General features: G+C 71.3%; 19 protein-coding genes. 6 read left to right on the forward strand and 13 right to left on the reverse strand.

All coding sequences use genetic code 11. The features are described 5' to 3' along the window. Window positions 1–7: 7 nt before the first annotated feature. Complete coding sequence (locus Q0P88_RS10165) at window positions 8–946, reverse strand: LysR family transcriptional regulator (RefSeq protein WP_295013733.1); 939 nt, start codon at window positions 944–946, stop codon at window positions 8–10. A 119-nt stretch (window positions 947–1,065) separates the two neighbouring features. On the opposite strand from Q0P88_RS10165, the gene Q0P88_RS10170 reads away from it, so the two are divergent. From Q0P88_RS10170 to Q0P88_RS10190, 5 genes are all read left to right on the forward strand, one after another. Next, the gene (locus tag Q0P88_RS10170; RefSeq protein ID WP_295013735.1) at window positions 1,066–2,619 is read left to right on the forward strand and encodes an aminotransferase class I/II-fold pyridoxal phosphate-dependent enzyme; all 1,554 of its coding nucleotides are present in this window, start codon (window positions 1,066–1,068) and stop codon (window positions 2,617–2,619) included. A gap of 58 nt (window positions 2,620–2,677) precedes the next feature. After that, window positions 2,678–4,186, forward strand: a complete 1,509-nt coding sequence (locus Q0P88_RS10175) for an amino acid permease (RefSeq protein ID WP_295013737.1) — start codon at window positions 2,678–2,680, stop codon at window positions 4,184–4,186. Further along, the gene (locus tag Q0P88_RS10180) at window positions 4,183–5,088 is read left to right on the forward strand and encodes a universal stress protein (RefSeq protein WP_295013739.1); all 906 of its coding nucleotides are present in this window, start codon (window positions 4,183–4,185) and stop codon (window positions 5,086–5,088) included. Before Q0P88_RS10175 ends, Q0P88_RS10180 begins: the two co-directional genes overlap by 4 nt. 70 nt (window positions 5,089–5,158) lie before the next feature. Beyond that, window positions 5,159–6,418, forward strand: a complete 1,260-nt coding sequence (lysA, locus tag Q0P88_RS10185) for a diaminopimelate decarboxylase (RefSeq protein WP_295013741.1) — start codon at window positions 5,159–5,161, stop codon at window positions 6,416–6,418. A gap of 59 nt (window positions 6,419–6,477) precedes the next feature. Then, window positions 6,478–7,008: an NUDIX domain-containing protein gene (locus tag Q0P88_RS10190; protein WP_295013743.1), complete on the forward strand. Its 531-nt coding sequence runs from the start codon at window positions 6,478–6,480 to the stop codon at window positions 7,006–7,008. A gap of 30 nt (window positions 7,009–7,038) precedes the next feature. On the opposite strand, the gene Q0P88_RS10195 is transcribed toward Q0P88_RS10190, so the two are convergent. The 11 genes from Q0P88_RS10195 to rplU all read right to left on the reverse strand — a co-directional run bounded on the left by Q0P88_RS10195 (window position 7,039) and on the right by rplU (window position 17,212). Next, window positions 7,039–9,381, reverse strand: coding sequence for an FdhF/YdeP family oxidoreductase (locus tag Q0P88_RS10195; RefSeq protein ID WP_295013745.1), 2,343 nt, complete (start codon window positions 9,379–9,381; stop codon window positions 7,039–7,041). Further along, entirely contained in the window at window positions 9,378–10,265 is an 888-nt protein-coding gene (gene fdhD, locus Q0P88_RS10200; protein ID WP_295013747.1) for a formate dehydrogenase accessory sulfurtransferase FdhD, read from the reverse strand. The genes Q0P88_RS10195 and fdhD overlap by 4 nt, the downstream gene beginning before the upstream one ends. Window positions 10,266–10,324: 59 nt before the next feature. Beyond that, window positions 10,325–10,711, reverse strand: coding sequence for a ribosome silencing factor (gene rsfS / locus Q0P88_RS10205; RefSeq protein WP_295013749.1), 387 nt, complete (start codon window positions 10,709–10,711; stop codon window positions 10,325–10,327). Continuing rightward, window positions 10,711–11,961, reverse strand: a complete 1,251-nt coding sequence (locus Q0P88_RS10210; RefSeq protein WP_295013750.1) for a hypothetical protein — start codon at window positions 11,959–11,961, stop codon at window positions 10,711–10,713. Before Q0P88_RS10210 ends, rsfS begins: the two co-directional genes overlap by 1 nt. Continuing rightward, complete coding sequence (gene nadD / locus Q0P88_RS10215) at window positions 11,958–12,554, reverse strand: nicotinate-nucleotide adenylyltransferase (RefSeq protein ID WP_295013752.1); 597 nt, start codon at window positions 12,552–12,554, stop codon at window positions 11,958–11,960. Before nadD ends, Q0P88_RS10210 begins: the two co-directional genes overlap by 4 nt. Before the next feature lie 9 nt (window positions 12,555–12,563). Beyond that, window positions 12,564–12,794: a hypothetical protein gene (locus tag Q0P88_RS10220; protein ID WP_295013754.1), complete on the reverse strand. Its 231-nt coding sequence runs from the start codon at window positions 12,792–12,794 to the stop codon at window positions 12,564–12,566. Between the two features lie 55 nt (window positions 12,795–12,849). Continuing rightward, window positions 12,850–14,139 carry a glutamate-5-semialdehyde dehydrogenase gene (locus Q0P88_RS10225; protein ID WP_295013756.1) on the reverse strand — a complete coding sequence of 430 codons (1,290 nt, stop codon included), beginning with the start codon at window positions 14,137–14,139 and terminating at the stop codon, window positions 12,850–12,852. Between the two features lie 68 nt (window positions 14,140–14,207). After that, on the reverse strand, window positions 14,208–14,990 hold the full coding sequence (proB, locus tag Q0P88_RS10230; RefSeq protein ID WP_295013758.1) for a glutamate 5-kinase: 783 nt from the start codon (window positions 14,988–14,990) through the stop codon (window positions 14,208–14,210). Further along, window positions 14,987–16,507, reverse strand: coding sequence for a GTPase ObgE (gene obgE, locus Q0P88_RS10235; RefSeq protein WP_295013760.1), 1,521 nt, complete (start codon window positions 16,505–16,507; stop codon window positions 14,987–14,989). Before obgE ends, proB begins: the two co-directional genes overlap by 4 nt. A gap of 118 nt (window positions 16,508–16,625) precedes the next feature. Continuing rightward, entirely contained in the window at window positions 16,626–16,883 is a 258-nt protein-coding gene (rpmA, locus tag Q0P88_RS10240) for a 50S ribosomal protein L27 (RefSeq protein WP_295013762.1), read from the reverse strand. A 20-nt stretch (window positions 16,884–16,903) separates the two neighbouring features. Beyond that, entirely contained in the window at window positions 16,904–17,212 is a 309-nt protein-coding gene (gene rplU, locus Q0P88_RS10245; protein WP_295013764.1) for a 50S ribosomal protein L21, read from the reverse strand. Between the two features lie 247 nt (window positions 17,213–17,459). On the opposite strand from rplU, the gene Q0P88_RS10250 reads away from it, so the two are divergent. Next, entirely contained in the window at window positions 17,460–17,723 is a 264-nt protein-coding gene (locus Q0P88_RS10250) for a DUF4031 domain-containing protein (protein WP_295013766.1), read from the forward strand. Window positions 17,724–17,762: 39 nt separating this feature from the next. On the opposite strand, the gene Q0P88_RS10255 is transcribed toward Q0P88_RS10250, so the two are convergent. Continuing rightward, the gene (locus Q0P88_RS10255; RefSeq protein ID WP_295013768.1) at window positions 17,763–20,177 is read right to left on the reverse strand and encodes an Rne/Rng family ribonuclease; all 2,415 of its coding nucleotides are present in this window, start codon (window positions 20,175–20,177) and stop codon (window positions 17,763–17,765) included. Window positions 20,178–20,432 lie beyond the last annotated feature (255 nt).

Genomic DNA, 20,432 nt, shown 5'->3' on the forward strand with positions numbered 1-20,432 from the left:
GCAGGGATCAGTCCGTCGCGACGGCGTGCGCCCGCGCGCCGAAGCCGTCCCGCACGGCGGAGACGAGCCGGCGGACCGCCGCCGGATGACGACGGGCGCCGCCCTCCCCCGCGGTCGCCACGAGGATCGATCGCACGAAGGCCGGATCGTCGAGCGGACGCAGCACCACGCCGGGATGAGAGCCGGTGGCCGCCAGTCGGGGCAGGAGGCCGACGGCCATGCGAGCGGCGATCATGCCCTGCATCACCTGGAAGTCGTCCGTGCGGATCGCGGCCTCGATCGCATGACCCGCCTCGGCGAACGCGTCGATGACGATCGTGTCCATCGGGTCGTCGGGAGCTGCGGCGAAGATCCAGCGCTCGCCGTGCAGCGTGAGCAGGGCCGCCAGGTCGATCGAACTGCGCATCGCCAGAGGGTGCTCCGCGGGCAGCGCGAGCAGGAGGGGATCGCGATGCACTTCCTGGGTCGCCACGTGCGGACGGAAGGGCAGGGCGTATCCGGGGACGGTGTAGACGAGCACGGCGTCGGCCTCGCCGCGGTTGACCCGGTCAACGAGCGAGGGTCCCTCCTCGAGCACCGCGTCGACGTCGATGCCGACGTCGTTCATACGCGCGACGACCGTCGGCAGCACCAGCGCCGCCGCGGTCGGGAACATCGCGAATCGGACCCGCACGTGCCCGAGCTGCGCGAGCTCGCGGGCGTCGCGCACCGCCCGGTCGCTGAGGGTCAGGATCTCCTGCGCCCGCTCCCAGAGGAGCATCCCCACGGGGGTCAGCCTGCTCCCCCGCGGCGAGCGCACGAGCACGGGTGCGCCGACGAGACGTTCGAGGTTCTTCAGGTGGTAGTCGACCGAGGGCTGTCCCCAGCCCAGACGTCGGGCGGCGGCCGTCACGGATCCCTCGGCCTGCACCGCCCTGAGCGCTTCGAACTGCCGGAGATCGACCATCTGCCCCTGCCCCTATGTCGGTCCCCGGGCTGAGAACCGAGGGAGTCACATACAGAATATGTGAGGAGTGCGAGATTCGAGGGATTCCTCCCCTCTCTCGACGCTTGCACCATGGGGGGATGCCCTCGCTCGATGCCGCTCCCGACGCTCTGTCCGCTCCCTCCGGCTCGCCGCGCCCCGTGGACCCGCGGCAGTGGCAGACGCCGTATGCGGATGCGCTGGAGCGTCATGCGGCACGCGGGCCGGTGCAGCTGATGGTCCCCGGGCACGGGGGAAACGCTGACGGTCTCAGTGCGCGTCTCGCCGACTACTTCGGCGCGCGGACCCTGCAGTTGGATGTGCCCATGCTCCTGGAGGACATCGACCTCGGCGCGCCGTCGCCGCTGGACCAGTCGCTCGACCTCGCGGCGCAGGCGTGGGGCGCGCGGCGGACCTGGTTCGTCACGGGCGGCGCCTCGCAGGCCAATCGGATCGCGGCGCTCGCCGTGCGCGGTCTCGGCAGCCGAGTGCTCTCGCAGCGCAGCGCGCACTCCAGCTTCAGCGACGGGGTGCTCACGGCGGGCCTCGTCCCGTCCTTCGTGTTCCCGTCCGTCGACCGGACGCACGGCATCGCTCACGGCGTGTCCCCTGCGGCGCTGGAGGAGGCGCTCTCCGCCGCCTCCGAGCGCGGGGAGCCGGCGAGCGCCGTCTACATCGTCTCGCCGAGCTACTTCGGATCCGTGTCCGATGTCGCCGGGCTCGCCCGTGTCGCGCACGCGCACGGCGCTCCGCTCATCGTGGACGGCGCCTGGGGACCGCATTTCGGCTTCCACCCCGACCTCCCTGACTCCCCGTCCCGTCTCGGCGCCGACCTGGTGGTCTCGAGCACGCACAAGCTCGCGGGCTCGCTGACCCAGTCGGCGATGCTGCACCTCGGCGACGGACCCTTCGCAGACCTGCTGGAACCGCTCGTCGAGCGCGCCGTGGCGATGACCGCGTCGACCTCGTGCTCGGCGCTGCTGCAGGCGTCGCTCGACATCGCCCGCTCCGCGCTCGCGACCGGCGCCGAGCAGATCGGCCGCTCCCTCGAGGTCGCGCGGTCGTTCCGCGCCGCCCTGCGCGAGGATCCTCTGTTCGCCGTGATCGACGACGGGTTCGGGGCGTTCGACGACATCGTCGGCGTGGATCCGCTGCGCGTCCCGATCGACGTGTCGGCCACCGGGGTGAGCGGCCACTGGCTGCGCCGGCACCTCATCGAGACGGAGGGGATCTACGTCGAGATGGCGACCGCGACGACCCTCGTCGCCCTGATCGGTGCGGGTAAGACGCCGGATCTCGACGGAGTGCTCGACGCGCTGCGCACAGCCGTCGGCTCGGAGCCCGCCCGGCTCGAGCGCGCGCTGGCCGCGGACGAGGCGTTCCCGCCGCTGCCGCCCGCGGGGACGCTGCGCCTGCTCCCCCGGGATGCGTTCTTCGCCGGGACCGAACTCGTCGACGCGACACGCGCGGTCGGCCGCATCTCGGCCGATACCCTGGCTGCCTACCCGCCGGGGATCCCCAACGTCATCCCGGGCGAGGAGATCACCGCGCAGACGGTGGCCTTCCTGCAGGCCGTCGCGGCGTCACCGACCGGCTACGTGCGCGGAGCGGTGCGTCCCGATGTGGCGCTCTTCCGGGTGACGAGAGAAGACTGACATCGCCGCCCGCGGCGCCGACCGCCGCGGAACGGACCACCATTCGAAGGAGACTGGTATGCCCACGATCGCCCAGCAGCTGCTGCGCCGCAAGCCGACGACCCCGCCGGGCGGGGACGAGGCCGCGCTCAAACGCAGCATCGGCCTGTTCTCGCTGACCATGATCGGCGTCGGCGGCACGCTCGGCACCGGCATCTTCTTCATCCTCTCCCAGGCCGTTCCGATCGCCGGCCCCGCGGTCATCTGGTCCTTCGTGATCGGCGGTGCCGTCGCGGGCCTGACCGCGCTCTGCTACGCCGAGATGGCGGGCGCCGTGCCGGTCTCGGGATCCACCTACTCCTACGCGTACGCGACGCTGGGCGAGGGCACCGCGATGGCGGTCGGCGCGTGCCTGCTGCTCGAGTACGGCGTCTCCACCGCCGCGGTCGCGGTGGGCTGGTCGCAGTACATCAACCAGCTGCTGCAGAACCTCTTCGGCTGGCAGCTGCCCGTGCAGCTCTCCCAGGCCCCCGAGCAGGGCGGCATCGTCAACGTCCCCGCCGTCGTGGTGATCGTGCTGTGCGCGCTGCTGCTCGTGCGCGGGGCGCGCGAGTCGACCCTGGTGAACAGCGTCATGGTGGTCGTCAAGATCGGCGTCGTGGTGTTCTTCTGCGCCGTCGCCTTCACCGGCTGGAACGCCGACCACTTCCACGACTTCGCTCCGGCGGGCTTCGCCGGGATCGTCGGCGGCGCGGGGATCATCTTCTTCTCGTTCGTCGGGCTCGACGCGGTCTCCACCGCGGGGGACGAGGCGAAGAACCCGAAGCGCAATCTCCCTCTCGCGATCATGTTCGCGCTGGGCATCATCATCACCCTCTACGTGCTGACCTGCCTCGCCGCGCTCGGAGCGCAGGCGCCGGAGAAGTTCGCCGATCAGGACGCGGGGCTCTCCGCGATCCTGCAGAACATGATCGGCTCCGCCTGGCCGGGCACGATCGTCGCCGCGGGCGCGGTGATCTCGATCTTCTCCGTCACCCTCGTGGTGCTCTACGGGCAGACCCGCATCCTGTTCGCGATGTCCCGCGACGGCATGATGCCTCCCGTCTTCGCGAAGGTCGACCGGCGGACCATGACGCCGATCCCCAACACGCTCATCGTGATGGCGGTGACGGGGGTCCTCGCCGCGGTCATCCCGATCGACTTCCTCGCCGAGATGACCAGCATCGGGACCCTGGTCGCCTTCCTCGTCGTCTCACTCGGCGTCATCATCCTGCGGGTGCGGGAACCGGAGCTGGAGCGCGGGTTCCGCCTGCCGCTCGGCTGGACAATCCCGATCCTCTCGATCGCGGGCTGCATCGCGATCATCACGCAGCTGCGCCCCGTCACGATCCTCGTCTTCCTGGTCTGGACCGCCGCGTTCCTCGTCTTCTACTGGTTCTACGGTCGGCGCCACTCCGCGCTCGAACGCGCACAGACCGAGGCAGGCGTCGCGGCGGGCGACGTGCCGTACACCACCAACCTCACCCAGCCGAGCACGGCGGCGATCCGTCGGGCGGCGGCATCGCGTCGCAAGGGGACGAGGCCGTGACCCTCGTCGTCGGCATCGATCCGGGGCGCCGCTCCGCCTCCGTCGTGGAACTGGCGGCGACGCTCGCCCGCTCCGCGCGGACCGATCTCGTCGTCGCGGCGATCGTGCCGCGGACCTGGCCGCTCTCCGCCGGCACCGCCGACGCCGAATGGCGCTCGTACACGCGGGACGCCGCGAACGCCGCCCTCGACCACGCCGCGGCCGTGCTCGGAGACGCCGTCCCAGCCGTGTACGTGGTGCACGAGGCGTCGTCCGCTCGCCGCGGACTCGTCGAGCTCGCCGAAGAGCACGACGCGGCGCTGCTCGTGATCGGATCGTCGTCGGACGGCGCTCCGGGACGGGTCGGGTTCGGCTCCGAGAGCGACGCGCTGCTGCACGCGTCCTCCGTGCCGGTCGCGATCGCTCCCCGCGGCTACCGCACGCCCTCCGATGGTGTGATCGGCCGGGTCACCGCCGCCTACCGCGGCACGGAGGCCTCGTCCGAGCTGGTGCGCGGCGCCGCCGAGGTCGCGGGGGTGGTCGGGGCCGCCCTGCGGATCGCGACCTTCGTCGTGGTCCCGCGGACGTCCGGATCCGACGGCGCCGGCCTCGGCGCGGAAGATCGGATCGTCGCGCAGTGGGCCAGGGACGTCGAGCGCGATGCCGCGCTGCTGCTCGCCGAGGTCGCGACCCTCCAGGACCCCCCGCCGCGGGACGGGACGGTGATCGGCGTCGGCGAGAGCTGGGGGGCCGCGGTCGGCGACCTCCCCTGGCGCGACGACGAGGTGCTCGTGGTCGGTTCGAGCAGCCTCGGCCCGCTCGCCCGCGTGTTCCTCGGATCGCATGCCACGAAGATCGTCCGTCACTCCCCTGTCCCCGTCGTCGTCGTTCCGCGCCGCGCCGCACCCGCGACCTCCCGGTGACCGGCTCGCCCTCTCCGAGCGCCTCTCCCGAACGCTCCCCGAGCGCCTCTCCCGAACGAAGGAATCCCGCATGACGCACCCGCTGCTCGATCTGCTCCCCGCCGGAAGCGCGGTCGATCCCGACGGCACCCTGCGGATCGGCGGCTGCCGGGTGGACGACCTCGCCCGGGAGTTCGGGACGCCCGCGATCATCGTCGACGAGACCGCCCTGCGCGCCCGCGCCAGGGAGTACCGCACCGAACTCGAGGCCCGCTGGCCGCACGCACGGGTCGTCTTCGCCTCCAAGGCCTTCCCCGCGACCGCGGTGCAGCGCGTGATGGCAGAGGAGGGCCTGGGCCTGGACGTCGCGGGCGGCGGCGAGATCCTGAGCGCTCTCCGCGCGGGGGTCGATCCGGCGCTCATCGTCCTGCACGGCAACGCGAAGAGCACCGAGGAGCTGCGACTCGCGGTCGATGCCGGGGTCGGCCTCGTCGTCGTGGACAACTCCGACGACGTCGACCGCCTGGAGGAGATCGTCCCCGCAGGACGCCGACAGGACGTGCTCGTGCGCGTCGTGCCGGAGGTCGCGTCGTCGACGCACCCGCACGTCCAGACCGGCCAGGTCGGGTCGAAGTTCGGGCTCACCGCGCCCGCGGCGAAGGCGCTCATCGCGCGGATCTCCCGGAGTCCGCGACTGCGGATGCGCGGGGTGCACGCGCACGTGGGATCCCAGGTCATGGATCCGTCCGAGCTCGCGGCCGCCGTGGCTCCGCTCGCCGCCCTCGGCACCTTCGACGTGTACGACCTGGGTGGCGGCCTCGGCGCGCGCTACACCTACGACGAGCACCCCGCGAGCGTCGCGGACTACCTCGACACGCTGCTCGCCGCCGCACGCGCCCATCTGCCCTCGACCGCCGAACTGATCATCGAACCGGGCCGCAGCATGGTCAACGGCGCCGCCCTGACGCTGTACACCGTCACCACCGTGAAGCGGGACGCGCGCGCGTTCGTCGCGGTCGACGGCGGCATGGGCGACAACCTCGAGGTGGCGCTGTTCCAGCAGCGCTACGAAGCGGCGCTCGCGACCCGTCTGGGCGAGGAGGACACGGAGGACGTCGTCGTCGTCGGCCGTCACTGCGAGTCCGGGGACGTGCTCATCGACCCCCTGCGCCTGCCTGCGGCGCGTGTGGGCGATCTGCTCGTCGTGCCGGCCACCGGCGCCTACACGCACACGATGGCGAACAACTACAACGGCGCCCGGCGTCCGCCGGTCGTCTTCGTCCGCGGCGGGGAGGCCCGCGCGGTGATCCGTCGGGAGACCTGGGACGACCTGTTCCTCCGCGATCTCTGAAGCCTGCGGCGGGCTCGATCCCGCTCCGCCGGAGGCGACCGGTGCGGGAGAATGGTCAGATGCGTCACGACGACCTCCTCGCCGAGCTGCGCGGCCCTCCTGCGACCCCGACCCGCGACGCCTATCTCCGCTTCGTCGGCTCTCGCGGTGAGGACGCGCTGCGTCGGAACGGCGGCGACCAGCACGTCACGGGGTCGTGCTTCGTGCTCTCTCCCGCCCGGGATCGGATCCTGCTCTGCTTCCATGGCAAGGGCGGGTTCTGGGTGCAGTTCGGCGGCCACGTCGAAGACGAGGACCCCTCCCTCGCGGCGGCCGCCGTCCGCGAGGCCCGGGAGGAGTCGGGCGTCGCGGAGCTCCGGTTGCTCGGCGACCGCATCGTCGATCTGGACCGTCACGAGCTGCATGGGGGCTTCTCCTGCGCCGCCCACTGGGACATCGGCTACGTCGCGCTCGCGGATCCTGCGACGACCGCGACCGCGGTGAGCGAGGAGAGCGAGGACGTGCGCTGGTTCCCCGTCGACGCGTTGCCGGACACGATCGCCCCCGGTTTCGCTCAGCGCCTCGCCGCCGTACTGCGCGCAGCCCGCTGAGGAACCCCGCCGAGGACCGACGGCCCGCGATCAGACGGGGGCGACCGTGACCTGGATGCTCTTCATGAGCGGCTGGTCGCTCTGCGTGCTGTAGTCCTTCGGTCCGATGAGCAGGTTCAGCTCGGGCATGTAGCCGGCGGCGCTGCCCTTCGGCAGGTCGTAGGCCACCGCGCGGAACGCGTGCACGGTGCGGATCGAGCCGTCCTTCGACGTCGCCCTGATGTCGACGAGGTCGCCCTCCGCGATGCCCCGCTCGCGCATGTCGTCGGTGTGCAGGAAGATCAGCTCACGCAGGTTCTTCACGCCGCGGTACCGGTCGTTGTTCGAGTAGATCGTCGTGTTCCACTGGTCGTGCGACCGCATGGTCTGCAGCACGAGCGTCTCGCTCGACGCCGGGATCACGTCGGGCAGCGGGGCGTGCGAGAACTCCGCCTTCCCCGACGGCGTCCGGAACTCGCGCTCGCGCGCAGGCTGCGGGATCCGGAAGCCGTGCCGGCTCTGGATCCGCTCGTTGAAGTGCTCGAAGCCCGGGAGCACCTTCGCCATGACGTCGCGGATCCGGTCGTAGTCTCCGACGAGCTCCTCCCACGGCGTCGGCGACGCGGGAAGGAGCGCCTGCGCCATGCCCGCGATGATCGCCGGCTCCGACTTCAGGTACGGGGAGGCGGGGCGCTTGCGGCCCACGGAGAGGTGCACCATGCTCATCGCGTCCTCGACCGTCACGCCCTGCGGGCCGGCCTGCTGCTGGTCCCGCTCGGTGCGGCCCAGGCACGGCAGGATCAGCGCCTTCGTCCCGTGCACGAGGTGGCTGCGGTTGAGCTTGGTGCTCACCTGCACGGTGAGCGCGCACTGCCGCAGCCCTTCCGCGGTGAAGGGGGTGTCGGGGGCCGCGAGCACGAAGTTCCCGCCCATGCCGACGAACACCTTGACACTGCCGTCGTGCATGCCCTGCACGGTCTTGACCGTGTCCAACCCGTGGTGGCGGGGCGGATCGATGTGGCAGACCTCGGCGAGCCTGTCCAGGAAGGCGCCGCTGGGCCGGTGGTCGATCCCGCAGGTGCGGTTGCCCTGCACATTGCTGTGCCCGCGGACCGGGGACGGGCCCGTGCCGGGGCGGCCGATGTTCCCGCGCAGGAGGAGGAGGTTCACGATCTCGCGCACGGTGTCGACGCCGTGCTCGTGCTGGCTCACGCCGAGGCACCAGCTGATGACGGTCTTCTCCGAGCCGAGGTAGACCGCAGCCGCGGCACGGATGTCCTCCTCCGTGAGCCCCGCCTGGCGCACGAGCTCGGCCCACGGCGTCGCCTCGACCAGGGCGCGGTACTCGGCGAGACCGTCGGTGTACTCGCGCAGGAACGCGGTGTCCAGGACGTCGGGATTCGCCACGGACTCCTCGAACACGACCTTCGCGATGCCGCGCAGCAGCGCGAGGTCACCACCGGGACGCACCTGCAGGTTCATCGTGCTCGTGGGCGTGCTCTTGAACAGCGCCATGTCGACGAACTCGTGCGGCACGATCGTGCGCGTGGCCCCGGCCTCGATCAGCGGGTTCACGTGCACGACCTGCGCTCCACGACGCACCGCGTCCGAGAGCGCCGTGAGCATGCGGGGGGCGTTGGACGCCGCGTTCACACCCAGGATGAAAAGCGCGTCGCACTCCTCCCAGTCGCGCAGGTCGGCCGTGCCCTTCCCCGTCGCGAGCGACGCCGTCAGGGCGCGGCCCGAGGCCTCGTGACACATGTTGGAGCAGTCCGGCAGGTTGTTGGTGCCGTACTCGCGCACCATGAGCTGGTACAGGAACGTCGCCTCGTTGCTGAGCCGGCCCGAGGTATAGAACGCCGCCTCATCGGGGCTCGCGAGCCCCTGCAGCTCTTCGGCCATGAGCCGGAAGGCGTCGTCCCACGAGATCGGCACGTAGCGATCGCTCGCGGGGTCGTAGCTCATCGGCTCGGTGAGCCTGCCCTGGTCCTCGAGGTCGAAATCGGTCCAGGTGCTCAGCTCCGCCACGGTGTGCGCGGCGAAGAAGCCGCGGTCTACGCGCTTGTGCGTCATCTCCCACGTCACGTGCTTGACGCCATTCTCGCAGATGTCGAGTCGGAGGTTGCCGAGGTCGTCCGGCCACGCGCATCCGGGGCAGTCGAAGCCGGAGCGTCCGTGGTTCATGATGAGCATGGCCTCGGATCCGGCGATCGGCTCGCGCTCGCGCAGCAGCACCATCCCCACGGACTTCGCGGCGCCCCATCCGGCGGCGGGGTGGTGGTATGGCTTGCGCGACCAGTCCCCCTTCGCGACGGGTCCGTAGCCGCCCTGCCGCGGCACGTCGGGCATGAGTCCGAAGGCCGTTCCGCTCCGCTTGCTCGCGTCGTCGATCATCGCTCCACCTGTCTCTCCTGCGCGGGCGCACCCGCTGTCGCAGCGCTTTCGTCGAGGACCACCCTGTGCGGATGGGCGTACACGTTCATGGACCCGCCGCGGACGAAGCCGAGCAGGGTCAGCCCCGCATCCTCCGCCAGCTCGGCGGCGAGCGAGGAAGGCGCAGACACCGCGGAGAGGATCGGGATCCCCGCCATCACCGCCTTCTGCACGAGCTCGAAGCTCGCACGGCCCGACACCTGCAGCACGGTCGAGCGCAGCGGCAGGAGGCCGGACTGCAGGGCCCATCCGACGACCTTGTCGACCGCGTTGTGCCGTCCGACGTCCTCGCGGACGACGAGGAGCTCCCCGCTCTCGGCATCGAAGAGGCCCGCCGCATGCAGTCCTCCGGTCTTGTCGAAAGCGGCCTGCTCTGCTCTCAGTCGATCGGGCAGGGACGCGATCCACGCGGCGGAGACCACGAGCTCGGGATCCGCGACGTCGAAGCGGGAGGTCGTCGCGACGGCGTCGATGCTGGCCTTGCCGCAGACACCGCACGAGCTCGTCGTGTAGAACCGTCGCGCCTCGTCGGCCGACGGCAGCCGCACGCCGGGAGCGAGGGCGGCATCGAGCACGTTGTAGGTGTTCTCCGCTCCCCCGGTGCCCGGTCCGCCGCAGTGGATCGCGGAGAGGAACTCGTCGGATCGGGAGATCACGCCCTCGGAGACGAGGAACCCGATCGCCAGTTCGACGTCATGACCCGGCGTGCGCATCGTGACGGCGAGCGGCTCTCCCGCGATGCGGATCTCGAGCGGCTCCTCGACGGCGAGCGTGTCGGCACGCCGACCCACCCCGGCCCCGAGTGCGATCCGGGTGACGGGCCTGCGCGTCGTGATCCTGCCCACGCTCCCGAGCGTACTCGCGTTCGAGGACGATCCCGCACCGACATCGCGAGCGTCGGGGATCAGTCCTTTTCGGTGGGCGCGCCGAGGGGCGCCGGCTCGGCGATCGGGACGACGGGGCAGTCCTTCCACAGCCGCTCGAGGCCGTAGTAGGTGCGCTCCTCCTCGTGGAACACGTGGACGATGAGGTCGCCGAAGTCGAGCAGCACCCAGCGCGCCTCGCTGCGCCCCTCGCGACGGACGCGCTTGAAGCCCGCCTCGATCATCCGGTCCTCGACCTCGTCGGCGATCGCGGCGACGTTGCGCTCGCTGTTTCCCGTGACGAGCAGGAAGACGTCGACGAGGGGCAGGGGCTCGGAGACGTTGAGCGCGAGCAGATCCTCCCCGCCCTTCGAACGAGCCGCGTCCGCGGCGATCTGCAGCATGTCGGTGGCTGCGGGCGACTGCATCAAGAGAAGGCTCCCGTGGTGATGGCGACGATGAGGGCGCCCACCAGGGCGACCGCGAGGGCACCCGCGGTGATGGTCAGCGCGAGCATGAGTCTGTTGCCCTTCTCGGGCTCCGGCGGGCGGATGACCTCCCCGGCCGGTTTGATGGTCCCGATCGCCGCGCTCGCCGCGATCGGAGTGGGCGAGGAGGCGGGGGCGAGCTCCCCGTCGACGAGGACGAGGTCGACGTCCTTGCCGTCGGCCGCGCCATCGGCGTGCCCGCGGGATCCGAGCCCGGCGGGAAGGTCGTAGCTGCCGGTGACGAGGATCTCCCCCGTCGAGGCGATCGGGCCGGAGAGCGAGAGCGCCCCGGGCGCCTGCTGGAAGATGAGCGCGTTCGGCGCGGCGTGATGCGACCCCGTGGAGTCGTCGATCAGTGCGTCGAACGACCGGGAGGGCGCCTGAGGCGGGGACGACAGCACGCGCTGGCCGAAGCCCGGGTTCACGGTCGGCTCGACCGCTCCGTCCGTGCGCGACCGGTCGGAGTCCGATGCTGCGGACGCGGTCCGCGGCGCCTCCTGGGTCGGCACGGCGGATGCGCGTGGTCGCTCCGGCGCGGCGGTGGCGATCTCGGCCGCCTCTGCCGCGGGCGTCGCCGGGACCGGCGGCACGGTCGTCGACGCCTGCTCCGCCGAGGTCGTCGAGGCGGGCTCCGCCGAGGAACGAGACGACGCGGCCGGCTGCGGCGGGGTCGGCGCATCCGCGGCACCGGCCCGGCGCGAGCGCTCGGCCTCCTCGGCGCGCATCACGGCGGAGACGGAGACCGGGGCGACGCTCTGGTCGGCGTCGTCCACCCCGTCCAGCTCGTCGTCGGTCGCCTCCGCGGCCCTGCGTCGCGAGGACGCGCTCGGGCGCGGCACGTCGGTGATCATGCCCGAGGGCTGCGGGGAACGCGCCGGCGCCGGATCCGACGGCGCGGCCGGGGGCCCCTCCACGGGGGTGGCGACCTCGTCCGGCACGGTGACCGCGTCGGTGCGCGTGCGCTCCTGCTCACGGATCTGACGACGGGTGAGCGGCTCGGCCTCGACGGCCCCCGGCGATCCCGCGTCCGGGGCCCCGGCCTGAGCGGCGAGGCGCGCGCTCTCGGCCTCCGCCGGGGTGACGACAGGAGTCGATCCCGTGAGGCGGGCCTCTCGCAGCTGCTTGCGGGTCAGTTGGCCGTTACCTTCTGACCGATCGGCAGCATGCGGGTGCTGATCCGATGTGCTCATGACGTGCTCCGATAAAGATGATGCTTCGCGATGTACTGGACCACCCCGTCCGGCACGAGGTACCAGACCGGGTCCCCCTCGCGCACCCGGGAACGGCAGTCCGTCGACGAGATCGCGAGGGCGGGAACCTCGAGCTGGCTGACGTCGTCGCTGGGCAGGCCGTCCGTGCTCAGCACGTGACCGGGGCGGGACACCGCGACGAAGTGGGCCAGGTCCCACAGTTCATCATGATCCCTCCAGCTGAGAATCTGCGCCACGGCGTCCGCGCCGGAGATGAAGAAGAATTCGGCATCGGGGCGCTGGGCCTTGAGATCCCGGAGGGTGTCGATGGTGTAGGTGGGGCCCTCTCGGTCGATGTCCACCCGGCTCACCGTGAAGCTCGGGTTCGAGGCGGTCGCGATCACCGTCATCAGGTAGCGGTGCTCGCTCGGCGACACGTCGCTCTTCTGCCACGGCTCGCCGGTCGGCACGAAGATGACCTCGTCGAGTCCGAAGGAGTGCGCGACCTCGCTCGCGGCGACGAGGTGCCCATGATGGATCGGGTCGAACGTCCCGCCCATCACGCCGATCCGCGGCGCCGGAGTGGTCGTCATCGGTTCAGCTCAGTGACCGTGGCCGGCCCCGTGCCCCTCGTGATCGTGGCCGTGCTCGGCCGCCCAGGCCTCCGCCTTGGCGGCGTGACGGTTGGCGACGTTGCGGTAGGAGAAGGCGACCAGCCCGAGCAGCGTGAACACCGCGGCGGCGATCACGAAGAACGGAAGCGTCTCCAGAGCGACGTTGCCGCTCTCGGCGTGCTCAGCGGCGGTCTGCACGACCAGTGCGGCGAGGTTCATCGATTCTCCAAGAAGATGTGCGATCAGGGTGGATCTCAGCTCCTCAGTCTAGCCCTCAGGCGCGGGTCTGCCCGGCCCCACGCGCCAACCACTTCGTGCTCGTGAGTTCGGCCAGGCCCATCGGCCCCCGGGCGTGCAGCTTCTGCGTCGAGATCCCCACCTCCGCGCCGAAGCCGAACTCGCCCCCGTCGGTGAAGCGGGTGGACGCGTTCGCCATCACGACCGCGGAGTCGACCTCGGCCAAGAACCGGTCGATCCGCACCGCATCCGTGCTGATGATCGACTCGGTGTGCCCGGTGCTGTACCGGCGGATATGGGCGAGCGCCGCGTCGAGGTCGTCGACGACCCGCATGGAGAGGTCGAGGGACATGTGCTCGGTGCCCCAGTCCTCCTCGGTCGCCGGAACGGCCTCGGGCACGAGCGCACGGATGTCGTCGTCGCCGTGGATGGTGACCCCCTGCGCCAGGAGCGCCGCCGCCACCTCGGGGACCACGCGGGAGGCCGCGCCTCGAAGGACGAGGACGGTCTCGACCGCGTTGCAGACGCTGGGCCGCTGCACCTTGGCGTTCACGACGATGTCCCGCGCCCAGTCCGACGGCGCCGAGTCGTCGAGGACGATGTGCACGACGCCCGCGCCGGTCTCGATCACGGGAACCGTCGACTGCGTCACGACGGTCTCGATCAGCGCCGCGCTGCCGCGCGGCACGAGGACGTCGATGAGCCCGCGTCCACGCATCAGGGCGTTCGCGCCCTCGCGGCCGAAGTCGTCGACGGTCTGGATCGCCTCCCCGGTGATTCCGGCGTCCTCGAGCGCCGCGCGCATGACCTGGACGAGCACCGTGTTGGTCTCGCGGGCGGCGCTGCCTCCGCGCAGCACCGCGGCGTTGCCGGACCGCAGGGCGAGCGCCGCGATGTCGACCGTCACGTTGGGCCTGGCCTCGTAGATCGCGCCGACCACGCCGAACGGCACGCGCACCTGCTCGAGGGCGACCCCGTTCGGCAACCGGTGGCCGCCGACCACACGACCGACGGGATCCGGCAGAGCGGCGACATCGCGCACCGCGGCCGCGAGCGCCGCGATCCGGGTCTCGTCCAGACGCAGCCGGTCGAGCAGCCCGGCACCGATCCCCTCCGCCTCGCCCCGGGCGAGATCGAGCGCGTTCGCCGCGACGACCTCCTCGGCGGACGCGGTCATCCGGTCGGCGATCGACTGCAGCGCGCGCGCCTTGGCGTCGCTCGTGAGGCGTGCGATCTCGCGGGACGCCTCCTTCGCGGCGCGCATGCGCGTCTCGGGCGAGTCCGCGATCGAGGAGGGCGCGGCGGTGTCGGCGAAGGCGGTGGACATGCGGTCAGTGTACCCAGCCGCGCTCCGCCTCGGACCGAGATGACGCGACTCGGCGAGGTCGCCTCCGCTCAGACCACCGGCTCGAACCAGGTGCCGACCGCGGCGCCGGCGAGGGCGTCCGCGACCAGATCCGCGCTCGTGACGAGCACGCCGATCCCGGACGCCGCGGCGAGCCGGGCCGCCGACGCCTTGGTCGCCGCGCCGCCCGTGCCCACGCCGTTCACGACGCTGGCCCCGAACTCGAGCCCGGACAGATCGGCCCCTGCGGCGATCACGTCGAGCGGCTCCGCCGCGGGATCGGACGGCGGTCGGGTGTAGAGGCACTCGACGTCGCTGAGCAGCACGAGCGCGTCCGCCCCGATGAGCTGGGCGACGAGCGCACCGAGCCTGTCGTTGTCGCCGAACCGGATCTCCTGCGTCGCGACCGTGTCGTTCTCGTTCACGATCGGCAGCACGCGCAGCCCGAGCAGTCGCTCCATCGCGCGACGCGCATTGCTGCGCGAGGTCGGGTGCTCCAGGTCCCCGGTCGTGAGCAGCACCTGTCCCGCGACGACACCGTGGGGACGCAGCGCCTCCTGGTAGCGGTAGATCAGCACGTTCTGGCCCACGGCGGCGGCGGCCTGCTGGGTCGCGAGGTCCGTCGGGCGCGCGTCGAGCTGCAGGAACGGGATCCCCGTCGCAATCGCGCCGGAGGAGACCAGGACGATCTCCGTGCCACGCGCGTGCGCCGCAGCGAGCGCCTCGACCAGCATCGGGATCCGCCACGCGGCGTCGCCGGAGATCGACGAGGAACCGACCTTCACGACGATGCGATCCGCGCCGGGCAGATCGGCGCGGCGGAGGGCCGTCACTCCTCGTCCTCGCCGACTCCCCCGGCGTCGGGACGCGCGGAGAGGCGCTCGTTCTCGAGCTCGGCCCGCGCCGCGGCCTTGGCGTCCATGCGCTCGTGGTACTGCTCGCGCCGCTCGTTCGTCGTGCGCCGGGTGTTCGGGTCGAAACGGGAGTCGAGGCCGCGCGGCGACGTGATGAGCTCGGCGGCCGAGCTCATCTGCGGCTCCCAGTCGAAGACGATGCTCTCGCCCGGGCCGATGACCACGGTGGAGCCGCGGACCGCTCCGAGGCGGAACAGCTCGTCCTCGACGCCCAGCTTCTCCAGGCGATCCGCGAGGAAGCCCACGGCCTCCTCGTTCTGGAAGTCGGTCTGCTGGACCCAGCGGACGGGCTTGTCGCCGAGGATGCGGTAGATGTTGCCGTAGCTGCCGCCCTCGACCCGGATCTCGAACTCGCGCTTCGAGCCGCGCGGCCGGATGACGATGCGCTCCGGCACGGGCTCCGCGGCGGCGAGCTCCGCGCGATGCGCGTCGACGATCTCGCCCAGCGCGAACGTGAGCGGCCGCAGCCCCTCGTGCGAGACCGTGGAGATCTCGAAGACGCGGAAGCCGCGGGCCTCCAGATCCGGCCGGACGAAGTCCGCGAGCTCGCGGGCCTCGGGAACGTCGATCTTGTTCAGCGCGACGACCTGGGGACGGTCCAGCAGCGGGATCTGCCCCTCGGGCACCTCGTATGCGGCGAGCTCGGCGAGGATCACGTCCAGGTCGCTGAGCGGGTCGCGCCCCGGCTCCAGGGTCGCGCAGTCGATCACGTGCAGGAGGGCGGAGCAGCGCTCGACGTGGCGGAGGAACTGCAGCCCGAGGCCACGCCCCTCGCTCGCGCCCTCGATGAGACCGGGCACGTCGGCGACCGTGTACCGGGAGTCTCCGGCCTGCACGACGCCGAGGTTCGGGTGCAGGGTGGTGAACGGGTAGTCCGCGATCTTGGGCCTGGCGGCTGAGATCGCGGCGATGAGGCTGGACTTGCCGGCGGAGGGATAGCCGACCAGGGCCACGTCGGCGACCGTCTTGAGCTCGAGGACGACGTCGCCCTCGTAGCCCGGCGTGCCGAGCAGCGCGAATCCCGGCGCCTTGCGCTTGGGCGTCGCGAGAGCGGCGTTGCCGAGCCCGCCCTGTCCGCCGGCTGCGACGACGAAGCGCTCGCCGGGCGTGAGCATGTCGGCGAGCACCTCGCCGTCCGCGTTCTTCACGACGGTGCCGACGGGCACCGGCAGGACCAGGTCCTCGCCGTCGTAGCCGGAGCGGTGGTCGCCCATGCCGAATCCGCCGTTCGCGGACGTGCGGTGCGGCGAGTGGTGGTACGAGAGCAGGGTGCCCGTCTGCGTGTCGGCGAGGAGCACGATGTCGCCCCCGTCGCCGCCGTTGCCGCCGTCGGGGCCGCCCAGGGGCTTGAACTTCTCCCGGTGCACGGACACACAGCCGTTGCCGCCCTTGCCCGCACGCAGATGCAGCGTCACCCTGTCGACGAACGTGACCATGCGGATCCTCCTGGGACGGACGGCTCGGACCCGCGGTCGCGGGCCTGAGGGAATTCTTGCGGGGAAAAGGAAACGGGGCGAGCCGAAGCCCGCCCCGTTCCGATGTGGTCTGCCGAGATTACTCGGCGACGGCGACGATGTTGACGACCTTGCGGCCGCCCTTCGCACCGAACTCCACCGCACCGGCGGCGAGGGCGAACAGCGTGTCGTCGCCGCCACGGCCGACGTTCACGCCGGGGTGGAAATGCGTGCCGCGCTGGCGGACGAGGATCTCGCCGGCGTTGACGGTCTGGCCGCCGAAGCGCTTCACGCCGAGTCGCTGTGCGTTGGAGTCACGACCGTTGCGGGTCGAGCTCGCACCCTTTTTGTGTGCCATTTCTCAGCTCCTCTTGGTGCTTACTTGATGCCGGTGATCTTGACGCGCGTGAGGTCCTGACGGTGGCCCTGGCGCTTCTTGTAGCCGGTCTTGTTCTTGAACTTCTGGATGACGATCTTCGGACCACGGAGGTTGCCGATGACCTCGGCCGTGACCTTGACCTTCGCGAGCTTGTCGGCGTCGGTGGTGATCTTGTCACCGTCGACGAGGAGCACCGCTGCGAGCTCGACCTTCTCGCCCTGGGCCGCCTTCAGGCGGTCGAGCTGAACGATCGTGCCGACCTCGACCTTCTCCTGGCGTCCACCGGCGCGCACTACTGCGTAAACCACTTCGTACCTGTTTCATTGGGGAGCGCGAGCGCTCCGTATTCTCACGGGAAGACTGTGCTTGCATCGCACCACAGCAGAGGGATTGCAGTGGCGGGCGCGAGTTGCATGATTCCGCAGCGTCCGAGTGGGCCGTCCGGCGCGGTGCACCAAGGAGCTACTTTACCGGATGCCGGGGAATGCCGCAAAGCGGGCGCGCGCCGTGTCGCGACCGCGCCCTTCGGTGTTCGCATGCCCCTAGGATCGCGGAATGGCGATCCTCGTGGACGATCCGATCTGGCCCGCGCACGGACGGCTCTGGGCGCATCTGGTCAGCGACACGAGCGTGGCCGAGCTGCGCGCGTTCGCCGCGGGCCAGGATCTCCCCGACCGCGCCTTCGACCTCGACCACTACGACGTGCCCGCCGACGCCGTGGCGCGTCTGATCGCCGCGGGCGCGATCCCGGTCGGAGGCAAGGAGCTGACCCGCCGACTCATCGCCTCCGGTCTGCGCGTGCGCGGCAGGGATCGCTGACGGCACGTCCGAGAGGACGCGGCGCAGACGGGCCGCGTGTCAGGCCTGGTCGGCCTGCGGGGCCGCTTCCGTCGTGTGCACGACGGCCGTCCCGGCGGAGAGAGCGGCCGTCGTGACCCGACGGCGGCTGCGTCCCTGACCCGGTGCCTTCGGCTCTGGCAGTGCGTCCAGCACCGAGTCGAGCAGCTGCTCGGCCTCGGTCTTCGGCGCCTTGCCCCGGTCGGATCCGCGCTTCTTGCGCGGCTTCTTCGGCCGTTCGGCCGGTGCCTCGGCGGCGGGTTCCGCCTCGATCTCGGTCGCCGCGGGGAGGTCGCCGGACGGCACGCGTGTCGAGGCCGCGATCTGCGCGAGAGCGGACTTGGCCCCCTCGGGGATGCTGTGCGTGCCGCCGTTCGAGGCGGCGGCGCCGGTGGCCGGCGAACCGTTGCCGGAGCCGTTTCCCGCCGACGATCCCCCGCCGTTGCCATTGCCGTTGCGCTGGCGACGGCCCGATCCCTGTGCCGGCGCCGCGGAGCGGTGCTTGACGACGGGGTCGTGGTGGACGATCACGCCGCGGCCCGCGCAGACCTCGCAGGCTTCGCTGAACGTCTCCAGCAGTCCGAGGCCGAGCTTCTTGCGCGTCATCTGCACGAGGCCCAGCGAGGTGACCTCTGCCACCTGGTGCTTGGTGCGATCGCGGCTCAGGCACTCGACGAGGCGACGCAGCACGAGGTCGCGGTTGGACTCGAGCACCATGTCGATGAAGTCGACGACGATGATGCCGCCGATGTCGCGAAGTCGCAGCTGGCGGACGATCTCCTCCGCCGCCTCGAGGTTGTTCTTCGTGACGGTCTCCTCGAGGTTGCCGCCGGAGCCGACGAACTTCCCCGTGTTGACGTCGACGACCGTCATCGCCTCGGTGCGGTCGATCACGAGCGAACCGCCCGACGGGAGCCAGACCTTCCGATCCAGCGCCTTCTCGATCTGCTCGGTCACGCGGTAGACGTCGAACGGATCCGCGTCGTCCTCGTACGCCTCGACGCGTTCGAGCAGGTCGGGGGCGACGCTCTCCAGGTACGAGCGGATCGTGCGGCCGGCGTCGGCGCCCTGGATCCGCATCTTGGTGAAGTCCTCGTTGAACACGTCCCGGACGATCTTGACGAGAAGATCCGGCTCGGCGTGCAGGAGGGCGGGCGCCTGCTGCGTCTCGACCTGCTTCTGGATGTGGCTCCACTGCGCGGTGAGGCGCTGCACGTCGTGCGTGAGCTGCTCCTCGGTCGCGCCCTCCGCCGCAGTGCGCACGATCACGCCGCTGGACTCCGGCAGAACCTCCTTGAGGATCCGCTTGAGACGGGCGCGCTCCGTGTCGGGAAGCTTGCGGGAGATACCGTTCATGGAGCCGTTCGGCACGTACACGAGGTAGCGGCCGGGCAACGAGATCTGGCTGGTGAGTCGGGCGCCCTTGTGCCCGACCGGGTCCTTCGTGACCTGCACGAGGACGCGGTCGCCCGCCTTGAGCGCGAGCTCGATGCGCCGCGGCTGGTTGCCGGTCTCGACGCCGTCCCAGTCGACCTCGCCGGAGTAGAGGACGGCGTTGCGTCCACGGCCGATGTCGACGAACGCGGCTTCCATGCTCGGGAGGACGTTCTGCACGCGCCCGAGGTAGACGTTGCCGATGAGCGAGGCGTCCTGGTTGCGCGCGACGTAGTGCTCGACGAGGACGTTGTCCTCCAGCACCGCGATCTGGGTGCGTCCGTTCTTCGAGCGGACGATCATCTCGCGGTCGACGGCCTCGCGGCGGGCGAGGAACTCGGCCTCCGTCACGACCGGACGGCGGCGACCGGCGTCGCGGCCGTCGCGGCGGCGCTGCTTCTTCGCCTCGAGGCGCGTCGAGCCCTTGATCGCCTTGGGCTCGGTGATGTACTCCACGACGCGCTGGCGCGTGCGGGGCTCCGACTCGCGACCACGGCCCCGGCGTCCGGAGCCGTCCTCGTTCTCGCGCATCTCCCTGATCGGCTTCGCCGCCGGAAGCGGGACGATCGTGGGCGCGTAGAAGTGCAGCTGAGTCGACACCCGGGAGACGAAGACCTCCGGAATCAGGCCCAGGCTCACCGCGGTGAGCTGCTCAGGCTCCGCAGGAACGTCGGGCTCTGCGGCCGCTTCCGGCTCGGCGGATGCCTTGGGCTCGGCGGGCGCGTCGGCGTCCACGATCACGGGCGTCTCGGCCTGCACGGACGCCTCCGCCTGCGCGGGCGCCTCCGTCTGCGCCGGCGCCTCCGCGGAAACGTCGGACTCGACCGCCGGCGACGGTGTCACCGCGCTCGTCGCGTCCCCGTCGGCCTGCGGCGCTGCGGCGGACTCGCGATCGGCCCCGTCCGCGTCGGGATGATCCTGCTCCGGCGCGGGCTCGGCCACGGGGGCCGCCAGCGCGTCCAGATCGAGGGTCGGCTGGTTCTCAAAGTTCTCGTCGGCCATCTCCGGCGTACTCCTCGCACGGCGGCGCTGCCGCCGTGAATTCTCTCGTGCGACGCTCTCGGCGCCGCGAATTCGATCGGTCTGCGATCGGCACATGCTCTGATCGCTGGGAGCCGGGGCCCCCGAAGTCTGTTCCGTCGGCCGCCGTGAGGGCGGTGCGACCCGACCATTATCGCACCATCGGCCTCGAATGACCGCCTCGACGCGATCCGCCGCTCTTTATACCGGCGCGCGCATGCATCCGATACAGATGCG

The organism is uncultured Microbacterium sp. (genome assembly GCF_945952435.1).
In the GTDB taxonomy this organism is placed as follows: Bacteria; Actinomycetota; Actinomycetes; order Actinomycetales; family Microbacteriaceae; genus Microbacterium.